Source organism: Lacticaseibacillus zeae subsp. silagei (assembly GCF_030770335.1).
In the GTDB taxonomy this organism is placed as follows: domain Bacteria; phylum Bacillota; class Bacilli; order Lactobacillales; family Lactobacillaceae; genus Lacticaseibacillus; species Lacticaseibacillus zeae.
In genome coordinates, this window is record NZ_CP132484.1 from 2,960,166 (window position 1) to 2,972,735 (window position 12,570).

13 protein-coding genes and 2 pseudogenes are annotated in these 12,570 nt (G+C 46.7%); 8 read left to right on the forward strand and 7 right to left on the reverse strand.

Annotated elements, in window-relative coordinates; translation table 11 throughout:
* On the forward strand, window positions 1-747 hold the full coding sequence (locus tag LACZS1_RS13690; RefSeq protein WP_010490455.1) for an amino acid ABC transporter ATP-binding protein: 747 nt from the start codon (window positions 1-3) through the stop codon (window positions 745-747).
* 138 nt (window positions 748-885) lie between these two features.
* On the opposite strand, the gene LACZS1_RS13695 is transcribed toward LACZS1_RS13690, so the two are convergent.
* The 4 genes from LACZS1_RS13695 to LACZS1_RS13710 all read right to left on the reverse strand — a co-directional run bounded on the left by LACZS1_RS13695 (window position 886) and on the right by LACZS1_RS13710 (window position 4,068).
* Window positions 886-1,146, reverse strand: coding sequence for a hypothetical protein (locus LACZS1_RS13695; protein ID WP_010490452.1), 261 nt, complete (start codon window positions 1,144-1,146; stop codon window positions 886-888).
* A gap of 26 nt (window positions 1,147-1,172) precedes the next feature.
* The gene (locus LACZS1_RS13700; protein ID WP_070651602.1) at window positions 1,173-2,447 is read right to left on the reverse strand and encodes an ABC transporter substrate-binding protein; all 1,275 of its coding nucleotides are present in this window, start codon (window positions 2,445-2,447) and stop codon (window positions 1,173-1,175) included.
* Between the two features lie 488 nt (window positions 2,448-2,935).
* Window positions 2,936-3,658: a DUF975 family protein gene (locus LACZS1_RS13705; protein WP_047106794.1), complete on the reverse strand. Its 723-nt coding sequence runs from the start codon at window positions 3,656-3,658 to the stop codon at window positions 2,936-2,938.
* Window positions 3,659-3,729: 71 nt separating this feature from the next.
* Window positions 3,730-4,068 (reverse strand): iron-sulfur cluster biosynthesis family protein, encoded by a 339-nt coding sequence (locus tag LACZS1_RS13710; protein ID WP_010490446.1) that lies wholly within the window; start codon window positions 4,066-4,068, stop codon window positions 3,730-3,732.
* Window positions 4,069-4,219: 151 nt separating this feature from the next.
* Between LACZS1_RS13710 and LACZS1_RS13715 the strand changes: the two genes are divergently transcribed.
* From LACZS1_RS13715 to LACZS1_RS13735, 5 genes are all read left to right on the forward strand, one after another.
* The gene (locus LACZS1_RS13715; RefSeq protein ID WP_010490443.1) at window positions 4,220-4,543 is read left to right on the forward strand and encodes a hypothetical protein; all 324 of its coding nucleotides are present in this window, start codon (window positions 4,220-4,222) and stop codon (window positions 4,541-4,543) included.
* Window positions 4,544-5,032: 489 nt separating this feature from the next.
* The gene (locus LACZS1_RS13720; protein WP_070651608.1) at window positions 5,033-5,503 is read left to right on the forward strand and encodes a PH domain-containing protein; all 471 of its coding nucleotides are present in this window, start codon (window positions 5,033-5,035) and stop codon (window positions 5,501-5,503) included.
* Window positions 5,496-7,019 (forward strand): PH domain-containing protein, encoded by a 1,524-nt coding sequence (locus LACZS1_RS13725; protein WP_070651610.1) that lies wholly within the window; start codon window positions 5,496-5,498, stop codon window positions 7,017-7,019. Before LACZS1_RS13720 ends, LACZS1_RS13725 begins: the two co-directional genes overlap by 8 nt.
* Before the next feature lie 28 nt (window positions 7,020-7,047).
* Window positions 7,048-7,824, forward strand: coding sequence for an AAA family ATPase (locus tag LACZS1_RS13730; RefSeq protein WP_070651612.1), 777 nt, complete (start codon window positions 7,048-7,050; stop codon window positions 7,822-7,824).
* 129 nt (window positions 7,825-7,953) lie between these two features.
* Window positions 7,954-8,841 (forward strand): fructosamine kinase family protein, encoded by an 888-nt coding sequence (locus LACZS1_RS13735; RefSeq protein WP_070651614.1) that lies wholly within the window; start codon window positions 7,954-7,956, stop codon window positions 8,839-8,841.
* A gap of 168 nt (window positions 8,842-9,009) precedes the next feature.
* On the opposite strand, the pseudogene LACZS1_RS13740 reads toward LACZS1_RS13735, so the two are convergent.
* From LACZS1_RS13740 to LACZS1_RS13750, 3 genes and pseudogenes are all read right to left on the reverse strand, one after another.
* A pseudogene (locus tag LACZS1_RS13740) lies at window positions 9,010-9,180 on the reverse strand (site-specific integrase); the annotation flags it as partial.
* 244 nt (window positions 9,181-9,424) lie between these two features.
* On the reverse strand, window positions 9,425-10,198 hold the full coding sequence (locus LACZS1_RS13745; protein WP_083311609.1) for an ABC transporter permease: 774 nt from the start codon (window positions 10,196-10,198) through the stop codon (window positions 9,425-9,427).
* Entirely contained in the window at window positions 10,191-11,051 is an 861-nt protein-coding gene (locus LACZS1_RS13750; RefSeq protein ID WP_070651618.1) for an ATP-binding cassette domain-containing protein, read from the reverse strand. The genes LACZS1_RS13745 and LACZS1_RS13750 overlap by 8 nt, the downstream gene beginning before the upstream one ends.
* Window positions 11,052-11,329: 278 nt before the next feature.
* Between LACZS1_RS13750 and LACZS1_RS13755 the strand changes: the two genes are divergently transcribed.
* Window positions 11,330-11,605, forward strand: coding sequence for a helix-turn-helix domain-containing protein (locus LACZS1_RS13755; protein WP_231956471.1), 276 nt, complete (start codon window positions 11,330-11,332; stop codon window positions 11,603-11,605).
* A pseudogene (locus tag LACZS1_RS14170) lies at window positions 11,538-12,205 on the forward strand (Rgg family transcriptional regulator). Before LACZS1_RS13755 ends, LACZS1_RS14170 begins: the two are co-directional and overlap by 68 nt.
* Window positions 12,206-12,570: the final 365 nt, after the last annotated feature.

Consider the following 12,570-nt stretch of genomic DNA (forward strand, 5'->3'; position numbering starts at 1 on the left):
ATGGCAAGCGAACCATTAATCCAAGTTAAGAATCTCAAAAAGAGTTTTGGGAACCACGAAGTCCTGACTGACATCAACTTTAACGTCCAAGCCGGCGAAGTTGTTTCAATCATCGGTCGCAGCGGCTCCGGCAAGTCGACCCTGTTGCGCAACATCAACCTGTTGGAAACCCCAACTGGCGGCGATATTCTTTTTCACGGCAAAAGCATTTTAGGTGAAGACGTGAAGTTAAGCACCTACCGCGCCAAAGTCGGCATGGTGTTTCAGAGCTTCAACTTGTTCAACAACATGACCGTCTTGCAAAATGTGATGGTGCCGCAGCAAACCGTCTTAAAACGCGACGCTGCTGCCGCCAAAACTCACGCGTTGGAACTGTTGAAACAAGTCGGCATGGATCCTTTCATTGCCGCTAAACCGGATCAGCTCTCCGGCGGGCAGGAACAGCGGGTCGCCATTGCCCGCGCCGAAGCAATGGATCCGGAAGTGCTCCTGTTTGATGAACCGACCAGTGCGCTGGATCCGGAAATGGTCGATGATGTCCTGAACACGATGACAGCCCTGGCACACACCGGCCTGACCATGATCATCGTCACCCACGAAATGGCCTTCGCCCGCGATGTTTCCGACCGCGTCGTCTTCATGAACAACGGCATCATTGCCGAGTCCGGCACGCCGGATCAAATCTTCGGCAATCCACAACAAACAGCGACCAAGGAATTCCTGAAGCGTTACTTGAACCGGGTTTAAACGCTAAGGATTTTAAACAAAAAAACAGAAAAAATACGGACCAAGAGAGAATTCATCCCCTCTGGTCCGTATTTTTGTGCAATTGGCCGACTGCCGATACCCGTCAGCCACCGCCTAACGCATTTGTTGTGGCTTAGTTTATTTCTTCGAGTCCGGCTTCTGTTCCCGCTTCTTTTCCCGATGTTCGCGCCATGTGTCCAGACTCACCACGATGAAAAACAGGAAAAAGCCGCCGACCACGGACTCTGCCGTTAGCAAAAGGTAGCGCAAGGCGAGGTAGCCTTTTCCGGCGGTGACGTCTTGATAGCCGACATAGCCAAACGTCATTAACACCGCTAAGCCCAGTACCAGCACGGTGTAAATAAGGGTTCGTTTTAAAATCCGTTTGAATGTCGTCATGGACGCGCCTGCTTTCTTTTGGTTAATTAACGGTTATCTTTCAAAATGGTTTCGGCTTGCTTTTGGAGCTTGGTTAACACGGTTTTAGGCTCGGCCTTTTTGGAAACGGTCTGGTCAACAGCATCCAGCAGGTTGTTGCGGTAAGTGTTATAGCCAATGAATGGTGTCGACGAGAACGCATCATCATAAGCATCGACCGCGGCCTGGTAGTTCGGGTTGGCTTTTAGATAGGCTTGATAGTCGCTTGACTTCGTGGCGGTCGACACAACCGGCACGTACCCACTGGCTTTAGCCCACTGAGTCTGAATCTTGGTGCTCATCAGAAACTTCATGAACTTAACCGCACCCTTGATTTGCTCCGCGGAAGCTCCTTTGAAGACAGAAATACCGTTGTTGCCCAGAACTGAACTGGATTTGCCCTCGAAGCTCGGCATTACCGCGGTTCCCCAGTGCATGCTCTTAGGTGCCGTTGATGCGATCTGCTGAATCGTGGCGCTAGAGCCGAAGCCGGCAAAAATTTTACCTTGAACAAATGGCACATTAAAGTAATTATCCAGTCCTGCTGTGACAGCTGTCTTATCCTGCAGCATGCTGGTGATCGCCGTCATGGCTTTGATGCTAGCGGGCGTATCGATTTTCGCCTTGTACTGCGGCGTAATCAACCGATTGCCGGCATCATACGCTAATGTTTCGAATTCAAAATCATAACTCTTATTAAACGCGACGCCTGTGATGCCATCACCTTTAAGCTGTTGCCCGATTTTGGTCAGTTCTTCCCAAGTCTTCGGTACAGTCAGATGATATTTCTCCAGGATATCCTTGTTGTAAAACATGAGCCGCGTCCCGGTGGCAAACGGAATCTGATAATAATTCCCCTGATACTTCAGGTTCGTGGCAATGCCGGGATAAATCGACTTCAGCTCAGCGGCGGAAAACTGAGATTTTACCTGCTTATCAATGTTGACCAGCATCCCGTCATGGACGTATTCCGGAATGATCGTATCCGTCACCTGCCCGATCGTCGGTAAGGTTTTGGACTTCGCCGATGCCAGGTACTTCTTCTGCAAATTGTCATACGAACCCTGCGATGTTGCGACAACTTTGTATTGCTTTTGACTACTGTTAAATGTCTTGATATACCCTTCCAACGCCTTGTTGTAATTACCGGTCATTCGGTGCCAAAAGGTAATCGTCACCGGTCCTTTGGAAGTCTTCTGCGCCGAACTACCACTGCTGCAAGCGGTCAGCAACAAGACCATCAATGCAGTCGCAACGCCAAGCAACCAACGTCTCTTCATCATATGTACCCCCATTATTGTCGTGAACGCATCGTGTCGTTGTGGACAAGACCCGCAAACCGCCGATCCCATCCGGCTGTCAGTACATCTTTTTAAAACTATATACAGTATACCAATACTTACCGCAAGCGGTATCTTTTGCGCAAAAAAAGAAAGCTGCTCTGCTTTCTTTTTGCATTTATGTGAAGGATGGGACATGATTTTCGGTAGCAACGTAAAAACGAACCAAGTTCCAAAAAAATGGAAGTCAGTTCGTTGAAAATACTCAAATATTAGTGCCAAAGCGGAGCAATCGTAGGCCAGATGGGGCTCAGTGGTGAAATCATTGTTGGCGGTTTACCGCCTACAATGAGGCCGATCTTTGAGACTCAGCCGGTTTTGCTGAGGCTCAAAGTCGTGCCCACCACGTTCCAGCACCATCTGGCCGGAGATTGCGGAGTTTGGCACGGCATAGAACACAATGCTTAACCCTTCTTTTTGCACATGCGGTATTATGCTTGTTCTTCCGTTAATTTAAGATAGAAATTCGCCAATGTCATACTGCGGTACGGGATGACCCAGATGGAAGCCAGCCCCATGGTAATCAACTCTAACAGCCACCAGCCTAGAAAACTCAGCAATAACACAAAGTAATCCCACTTATGGCCAGACATCAACTCCCGGCTGCGGGTCACAGCTTCGGTATAGCCAATCGGTTGGCCGCTGTCAATCGCATCCCGATAAATCCATTGCGCCTGTGAATACGCCATCGCCTTAACAATCCCCGGGACAATCAGCAAGAACATCCACAGAAAAATCCAGACCCATTGCAATAACCCAATCAACAAGCTCCCAAGAAAATATTCGCCCCGTTCAAAAATCTTGAACATCTGCAACCAACTAAACTGATGATCCGACCGACCGCGAAGACCATCGATCATCGCAAACATGACGCCAATCATCAGCAACACACCCAACAGGCTCAAAAAGATAACAATTGACTGCCACATCTGCCAATATTCATTCACGCGGCCGCCTGTGACCGTGATCGGTCCGCCCTGCGTTACCATGTGCCATGTATGCCATGCCCCGCGATGTACTTCATGAACAGAAGGAAACGGTACAAGTGTCGCAAATGCCATCAAAAGTAATGCCGGTAAACTAATGCGCAGATAATAGCTAAAGTTGGGATTCAATTCCGCCTTGGCTTGATTCTTTAACGATGTCCGGTCCACAGACAACTCCCCCTTAACTGTGATTGCCTCATACAGTTGCTGGGAATATCATAACAGAAAAGCGTATTTTGTTATACAAACTTGAATGGGACCTTCGGATTAAGGTGCGGCTTCGCTTGCAAAAGCGTAAACTCATCACCGCTTATGGTTAACTCGGTTTTCGAATCGAAGAATCCGGCCGCATAGCTTTTGATTAAAACCGGTCCTACTGGGGAGTCAAGGTGCGCATCAAATACATCCGGCACATTACGGCGTGGCAATATCAGGAGACTGAATTTAGCTTGCGATGTATCATGATACTGCCGCGAGTAAGGCCCAATGCCATCATTCAAATCCAAAACCAACACCCGATCTGCGTGTAAAAGCGGCGCTAGTCGTGCTGCTGCCTGTGCAGATATATTAAGCTCCATATTTCACCCCCACAAGTATAATAATCCTTGTCGCCCACATTATGGAACGGATTGCCTTAGGATACAACCAGCTTGTAAAAGTTTAACGAAATGCCTAAAATTGGTTTAATGAACCACGATGCAATTCTGTCAGTTAAGACGAGGTGTGCCAATGAATATCTATTCGGCTTTAAAGTTTATCCAGATCGATCATGCGCAAGTCAATCACTTGCAGGTTGTCGTCACCGACCAAAGCGGCAAGCCTGATGCCGGCATGACCGATTTATTAATCGACTGCCTCAACAAGATCGATATTTTCGTTGATCTCAGCACCACCGACCGCGTCAGTGATGTTATTGACGATCTCAACCTACTCACGCCGCTGCCATACGATGTTCTCGAAGAATACCAAAAAATTCTCGAGCAGCCCATCAATGGCATCAACGTTGCGATGAAAAAGCAGTTGATCGAATTCATTTATGCGCCGACCGTTTGAATCAGCGGCGCCAACTGCTTCTGCTGTTTCATTTTAACAAGCCCGCCCCTCTGCCAGCAATCAATGCTGCCCCAGATTAGGTGGGCTTTTTTAGTGTGAGCGTGTGCCAGCCCGGTTAGAAATCGGAGTGTAAGTGGCCTCAGGTGTGATGGCCCGACCTTGGCCATTGCGCCTGAGGTCCTTACACGCAGGTTTCTGGGCTGGCGAACGCGTTATGTATGGTGAGCGTGAGCCAGCGCGCTTAGAAGTCGGAGTGTAAGCGGCCTTGGGCGTGATGGCCCGGGCTTAGGCCATTGCGAACAAGGTCCTTACACGCAGACTTCTGGGCTGGCGAACGCGTTATGGTTAAGCGACAGCCATTTCAAAACGCACGCACTCGCTTCGATCGTATCCGTGTGGCAAAAGCATCGTGATAAGTTTATTTTTATGACAACAACAGTTTCGTTTGTCGCCATTTTCTGCTATCCTGACGAAAACGGAGGCGAAAAAATGAACGAAACAGGACATGCCCTGCCACCCAATATCAAATTTGTCTGGCGCGCCGATATATTCATCTGGTCTTTCAATTTTTTTGTTGTCGGCTTACTTTTGCTCATTGCCAGTCATTTTTGGCATTGGCCTTCATGGCTAGGTTTTGGCGTCATTGGGTTAACGGTGCTGCAATATATTATCCGGCGGGCCCTCGTGCCTTATCGCTATCGATTTTTGCGCTACAACATCACCCCGACCGCAGTTTTCCTTCAAAAAGGGTTCTTCTTCCGTAAAAATGAAGCGATCCCGATTGCTCGCATTCAAAATGTGACGTTGGAACAGGGACCGCTTCTCCGGTGGCAACAATTGCAACAGGTCAACATCGAAACCGCCAGCACGGCCCATGTCATTGACGGCGTAACGGCAGCCGTTGCCGATCAGTTGCGGACCCGGATTTTGACACTGGCACAGGAGGCGCGCGATGAATGAACAACCGCACCGCCTTGCCCCTGTCGCATTACTGATACTATGGGTCAAAAATGTCATCGCTTTATGGCCAATATTTGTCGGCGGCTTATTTTCGATGTTCGGTTCCAAAATGAGTTTTAAAGAACTGCTGTTTTGGCTAGCCTTGATTCTTGGGAGCGTCATCTTAATGCTCGCGTGGTCAATCCTGCGTTATTTGCGTTTCACCTATTTAGTGGCACCTGATGGCTTAACCATTCGCAGTGGCGTCTTCATCCGTAAGACCAACCATATTCCGTACGACCGGATTCAAACCGTCCAGCGCCAGCAGTGGTTCTTCTTGAAGCCACTTGGGCTGGAACAGGTCTCCATCGAAACAGCCGGAAAAGAAACCAGAAAAGCGGAAGGCCAACTGGCAGCTGTGCCGACCGCCGTTGCCGATACGATCAATCGTTATCGCCAAGGAATTGAGCCGGAATCGGCAATATCCACTACTACAGAGACGACTGATGCCGATGCCGCCACCCGGACCCGCGTCGTCAACGCGGACCCGGTCCCGGACGCTGCCTACAAAATCAACTCCCACGACCTTAATCAATATGCGCTCACATCGCTTGGTTTCATCCCCATCATTACCGGGATCCTTTGGGTGTTGGACAAGGCTCAGGAATACCTGCCGGACAGCTGGTACCAGCAAGCTGAACACGCCATCACAGGTTTAGCCATTTACCTTTTGATCGGCTTAAGCATCATCGTTTTAGTGTTGGGATTTGCTGTTTCTTATTTGAACATCCTGCAAAAATATTATCGCTTCACGCTCGATCGCACGGGTAACGAACTGCGCACCAGTCGCGGCTTTCTCCAAACCAACACGGTCAGCGCCCGTCTATCCCGCGTGCAAGCTGTTCGGTTTAAACAAAGCATTCTCCGCCAATGGTTTCATCTCACCACCGTTCAGGCATTACTGGCTTCCGGCGCAGCTGATGATGAGCAAAATAACGATCTGGTCCTGATGCCGGTGATCCGGCAGCGCTCGGCCATGACCGATATGCGCAAATTCATCAGCTGGTTGCCGACAACAATACCGGAACTGCAACCGATTCCGGTACGAAATCGCTGGTACTATGTGCGTAACATGGTACTAGGGAATCTCGCTTTTATTGTCGCACCGATTATTTTGGCTAGTGTTTTGTGGTTGCACGTCAGCTGGTGGGTCTGGTTGCTGCCGGTTGGCGGACTGTGGCTGATCATCATGGCACTCCAAGGCCAGTACGCCGCAACAAACGCTGCTATCGCCATTGCGCCGCCAGATCAACTCGTCATCCAAGTCGGCGAAGTCTGGACCCGCCAGCGCTACTATGTCCGGAAAAAAGACATCCAGGCGATGAGCTTAGCGCAATCCATCTGGATGAAACCGCGCGGCGTTGCGCACTTAAACATTCATGTGCGGAAAGGCAATAGCGATCAAACGATTACGTCCCGCTACATGAAGGCTGACTTAGCCAAGGAAATTTTAAGTTGGTATCAGCCGCTGTCTTAGTCTAGGTACATGAAGTTAGGAGCTTGCCATGCTACTGAATAAAATTCAATATACGCCGCCACTTCAAGCAACATCCTACCCATTCAACCTCCCTTGGCAAGCGCATTTCCGTGAACTAAAGCTGACGCAGTCGGTGACCATTTTGACCGGTGATAACGGCAGCGGCAAATCAACGTTGCTAAACGCGATCGCCGCCAACTACAACGCCATCTTGATGAGCGGCGCGTCCCTTGAAGATGGTCCTGAATACGACAATAGCCGGGCATTGGCGCGCCAGCTCAAGTTAACGTGGACTTATCGCACCAAGTCCGGCTTTTTATTTCGCGCCGACGATTTCATTTCATTCATTCGCGCCACCCGCGGCCGCATCAAATATGCCCAGGCTCAGCTTGAACACTTAGCGCCCAAAAGTCTGGAACGTCTGCCGTATCTGAATACACTGGCAGAAGTCCACCACCTTTATAAAGTCGACTTAGACACCCTATCACACGGCCAAGCCTTTCTCGCCTTATTTCGCGCCCGCTTACACGCGAACGCCCTATATTTGCTAGACGAACCCGAATCGCCATTGACCCCGGAAAATCAATTGAGTTTGCTAGCTTTGATTCATGAAGCGGTCACGAGTGGCGCACAATTCATCATCAGCACCCACTCACCCATTTTAATGGCCTATCCAGATGCGCAGCTGCTGGCCTTGGGTAACACGCTTGCACCCATTCAATACGACCAGATTGAGCACATCACTTTCCTCCGCAGCTTTTTGGATGACCCGCAGCGATTCGTTTATCATCTTTTGCACGATTGAATCATTGTCATTAACGGCAAAAATGTTTTAAGGTGGCACTAGGGCATTGTCTGGCATTGGAAAATCCGGAATTTATCGCCCTTTTTGCACCGATGACTGCCGGAAATGCCTGTGAGAGGAGAGATTTGCATGCTTACATCAGCTTGGACCAAGCAATTACCGTTAGATCATATCACCTCGATCACCCCGGTTGGCGGAGGCGATGTCAATAAAGCTTATCGGGTCGATACGTCTGAAAAACCATACTTTCTGCTCGTTCAACCTGGCTACCCCGCCAGCTTCTATGCCGGAGAAATTGCCGGTTTAAAAGCCTTTGAAGCCGCACAGGTGTTAGCGCCACGCGTGATCGCTAACGGCAGCATTGACGGCGATGGTTACCTATTACTAAGCTTCCTGACCAGTGGCCATGGCTCGCAACGTGAACTCGGGCGACTTGTTGCCCGTCTGCATCAGCATCACGAACCCGCCGGCCGCTTCGGCTTCGACTATCCATACGCTGGCACGAGCGTATCATTTTCCAACGACTGGACCGATTCGTGGGCGGAACTGTTCATTCACCAACGGCTCGATAAACTGGCCGCTCACATACTGAAAAAGGGCCTGTGGCAGGCCGACGATCAAGCAACGTTTGACCAGGTTCGCACCATTATCAGCAAGACCCTCAACCAGCATCACAGCGAAGCATCCCTGCTCCATGGTGACTTATGGGGTGGCAACTACATGTTCACGGCAGACGGTCAGCCGGCACTCATCGACCCCGCCGCAGTTTACGGCGACCGCGAACTTGATATCGGCGTGACCACTGTCTTTGGCGGGTTCAACCAAGAGTTCTACGCCGGCTACCAAGAAACCTATCCACTCGACCCAGGCTACCCATTTCGCCTCGATTTCTACCGGTTGTATTACCTAATGGTGCATCTCGACAAATTCGGCATGGCCTACGCCGGCAGCGTGGCAGCGGTCATGGATCGCATTCTCGACCATGGCGTGCCGGAGAATCAGGAACGAAACGAGTAGCATGCCAACATGAATGGGAAAACATTTTGACTAAGCACCCATTATTTCCCGGGAACAATGGTACCTTTCGCGGCCGTCTCGTGGTCTCAACATTTCTAGCACCACTAATTTTACGGCGGCACAGTTTTGACCCTTTTCAAATTATTTTGGCTCATCGGGCACCTCTTTGGAGAATATCCCGTTGAGCTTTTTTGCGACTTCAAAGTTGCTGTTGGGGTAAAGATGATCATATGTGCCGAGCGTCGTTTCGATGTCCTCATGCCCCAAGAGTTCTTTGATCTGGAGAGGATTTTCACCGAGGCTGGTCAACAGCGACACATGCAAGTGGCAGAAACCGTGCACGGTAGTTCGCTGTATGTGTCCACAATATCAATAAATTGCTGGTCAGAGTATGAATACCATCACGTGAGAATACCCACAATTACCAATTGAATAAGGGCAATTCAGAGGATGGTGCGAGAACTAGGTCGACCTTTTTAATTAACATTGAAGTAACCAGTGCAATCAAGCGTTTCTTAATAGTTCAAAAAATCTGCATCATCGGTTAGCTGTGGTTCTGAAATCTTTCTGTGATTGATAACAGTTATTTTGAGTCCCATTGTATTCTCACCTTCTGCAAAATGATCACCATTAAGGCGCTCAATATCAACACATAGACAATGTTATTGCCAATTTTAGATAACTCAAAATCGCCCACCCAAAGGTATTGCATGACTTGGATGCAGTGATACATTGGAAAGATGTGTGCAAATTTCTGGACAAATTTAGGTAATGAATCTGTGGGAATCGCAATGCCGGATGTAAAAATAAAAATCATGAAAATTCCTGAGGTAACTAAACTAGCAGTCCTGGATGATGTGATGAATAGTGAAATCAAATATCCCACTGAGAAGAAAATTAATGCAGTTAGGAGGTAAAAAATTATAAACAGTAGCGTTTGCCACACATTCATGCGCCATATCGCATGATATATTACAAAGCTCATCCCTCCAAAAATCGCAGTTGAAATCATGCTAACGAACAGAAATGCGGCAAATAACGATTGAAAATATTGCCAGTAAGTAACTGGGTACGTCATGTACCTCTTAAGTACACCCTGGCCTTTAATGTCTAAAATAGTAATTGAGATTCCCATCAAACCTGTGTTGGCTAAAAGGAAAACAACATTTATCGGAACTACCGTGTCAATTCCTAGGACATTTTTGCCAAAGATAGTCGGGCTATCACCAAAGGTTCCGCCAAAGACAACAGTTAATGCAATAGGAACAATAATCATAAAGAACATTGACGTATGTTCTCGGAAAAGTGCTTTTAATTCGACTTTTAGGAATGGTGTGTATTTATCAATCCTACTCATTTACGTCATCTCCAGTATACATGAGATAACCATCCTCGAATGTTAGACTGTGTATGCTAACATGGTGGTTATTCAAGATATTTGAGGTTCTTACAGAGCTATCTGTATATAAATAAAAGTTTTTACCTGTTGACCTTGAGATATAATCAATTCCTTGTTCTTTCAGATCCCTCTCAATTGGCCGCAATTGATTGATGTCAATTGGTGTGTAAACAAACTTTCTCAACTGGCTTTCAAGTTCTGGAATTAAACCAGACTCAACGATTCTTCCAGCGTGTAGCATATATACAAAGTCACAATAATCGGCCGCTTGATTTAGATAGTGATCCGAGACTATTACAAGGTGGTTTTTACCATATTGTTTAATCAAGTTCCAAATTTCCTTCCGAATAAACGTATCTAGTCCAGATGCGGGTTCATCCAGAATGACTATGGGGGCCTCTGTCATCAGAGTCATGGCAATTAAAACTCTGCGTTTAGTACCGCCTGATAAATTGACAGTACGTGTATCTAGGAATTCGGTTAGTTGGTATTGATCAGCCACCTGCCGCTCGGAAATGTTTCTTTGATAGAGCTTCAAAACTAGTTGAAATTCTTCACGAACTGTATTTAGCTTCCTCAAATTGTTTTCTTGAAACAAGAAGGCAATTTTGGCACTATTCGGCTCAACAACGATACTTCCCGAACTTAGCCGTCTCAGTCCAACGATTGATTCCAAAAGAGTCGTCTTACCGCTTCCGTTTGGCCCTGCAATCAGATACAGTCCGTTTCCGTTAAACGACATGCTGACATCGAAAATAGCCGTCCTTTTCTTGTAAACTTTTTTTGCGTGATCTATCCGCAGTAAGGTCATTCAGCATCACTCCTTGATGATTTTTTGTTAATATTGCTAGACAAATAGTTAAAGATTACGTGCATCATAACCGGCACCCACACGGAATTGTGTGATCACTAAAAATGCTCCCAACAGCATCCCGAAGAGTGATTTTACAAAGGCTTCATCATCATCGAAAAATGTTACCAAGGCAAACAAGCAAACTTACAGCATTTTCGTAAATTAAAATTATTTTACCATAATTGCATCCGTTTGATTATAATAAAATTAGAAAGGGGCGAGCATATTGAAAGACTGTGAGCTGGGACAACTTTTTAAAGAGATTCGCACGGAACCGTCGCATTTCGGATATATCTGAACCTTTAAACAGAAGTACGGTTTCGAAGTTTGAAAACGGGCTCACGGAAATTTCTGCTGAAAATCTCTTCAAACTTCTCCGTAATATCTGCGTTGAACCAACAGAGTTTTTCGAGCTTCTCGAAAAAAGGAACCGATCTCATATTGATGACGCTGATTTACCTCAGCGTGATTTTGACCAGAGACTTTTACAGTTGTCTTTGCAAAAAAATTAGAGAATTGCAACGACTCAAGCAGAAATTAATCCAGAAGTTCTTAACCACTCGTAACATTTTGTTCAAATTGCGTTCTATTATTGTCACTGCAGTAAAAATTGACACCCAAGGCACCTCCGATCATCTTTCAAAAGAAGATTCGGATGTGGTTATAAATTATTTGATGAATCGATCCTTTTGGTATTCGCTTGAGTATACACTGTATATTGACTGTATACCTTTTTTGGAGAGCGAATATTTTGAAAAGCTGTACGAAAAATTACTGATAATTCATTTTACATTAAAGCATCAAAATGTCCATCAAAATTTTTTTACCAGGCACTGTATAATACCGCTGTGATGTTTTACCACCAAGAAGACTACGAACGAACTTTGTTGACTTTGGCACAATTACAAAGGCACGGACTTCCTGATGATTACTTTTACATCCGAATACAAATCGAGCTCTTACAGAAACAGTGTCAAATTAAACTCAGCAACGACTCAAAAAACCAAAACGAATTAAAACAGCTCCTGGATGTGTTGTCTTTGATTAGCCCAGCTTTTGGAAAAAATGGAAAGACAAGTTTGAGATTGATCCCTGATCTGATCAATAGGTAATAGAGTACATTCTTGCGAAATATGTTCTTCATCTGAAGTCGTTGGTCATGAATGGTTTTGGTATGGATGACCTTAACAAAATCCAACACGATCTGGCAGACTATCAGATTAAATCTTATGCTGGCTTGTTGCAGAACATAAACAGGTTCCTAGAAACTAGCTTTAAACAATCTAATTGATGTATAGACGAGAGGACGCAAAGAGCCTAATCTTAGTGCTCATCGTGGTCGGTTCCGATATGAGTACTGAGATTAGGCATTTGCGGATATCATTCTTGAATTTGTACGTTGAAAGCGGCACCTCTGTGTCACATTCCATCAGTGTTTTATATTTTGTTGGCGCAGTGAAACCTTCTTAAAGAAGCG

Coding starts and splice junctions, on each gene's coding strand:
- LACZS1_RS13690 (WP_010490455.1), top strand. CDS start 1: ATGGCAAGCGAACCATTAATCCAAGTTAAGAATCTCAAAAAGAGTTTT.
- LACZS1_RS13695 (WP_010490452.1), bottom strand. CDS start 1,146: ATGACGACATTCAAACGGATTTTAAAACGAACCCTTATTTACACCGTG.
- LACZS1_RS13700 (WP_070651602.1), bottom strand. CDS start 2,447: ATGATGAAGAGACGTTGGTTGCTTGGCGTTGCGACTGCATTGATGGTC.
- LACZS1_RS13710 (WP_010490446.1), bottom strand. CDS start 4,068: ATGGAGCTTAATATATCTGCACAGGCAGCAGCACGACTAGCGCCGCTT.
- LACZS1_RS13715 (WP_010490443.1), top strand. CDS start 4,220: ATGAATATCTATTCGGCTTTAAAGTTTATCCAGATCGATCATGCGCAA.
- LACZS1_RS13720 (WP_070651608.1), top strand. CDS start 5,033: ATGAACGAAACAGGACATGCCCTGCCACCCAATATCAAATTTGTCTGG.
- LACZS1_RS13725 (WP_070651610.1), top strand. CDS start 5,496: ATGAATGAACAACCGCACCGCCTTGCCCCTGTCGCATTACTGATACTA.
- LACZS1_RS13730 (WP_070651612.1), top strand. CDS start 7,048: ATGCTACTGAATAAAATTCAATATACGCCGCCACTTCAAGCAACATCC.
- LACZS1_RS13735 (WP_070651614.1), top strand. CDS start 7,954: ATGCTTACATCAGCTTGGACCAAGCAATTACCGTTAGATCATATCACC.
- LACZS1_RS13745 (WP_083311609.1), bottom strand. CDS start 10,198: ATGAGTAGGATTGATAAATACACACCATTCCTAAAAGTCGAATTAAAA.
- LACZS1_RS13750 (WP_070651618.1), bottom strand. CDS start 11,051: ATGACCTTACTGCGGATAGATCACGCAAAAAAAGTTTACAAGAAAAGG.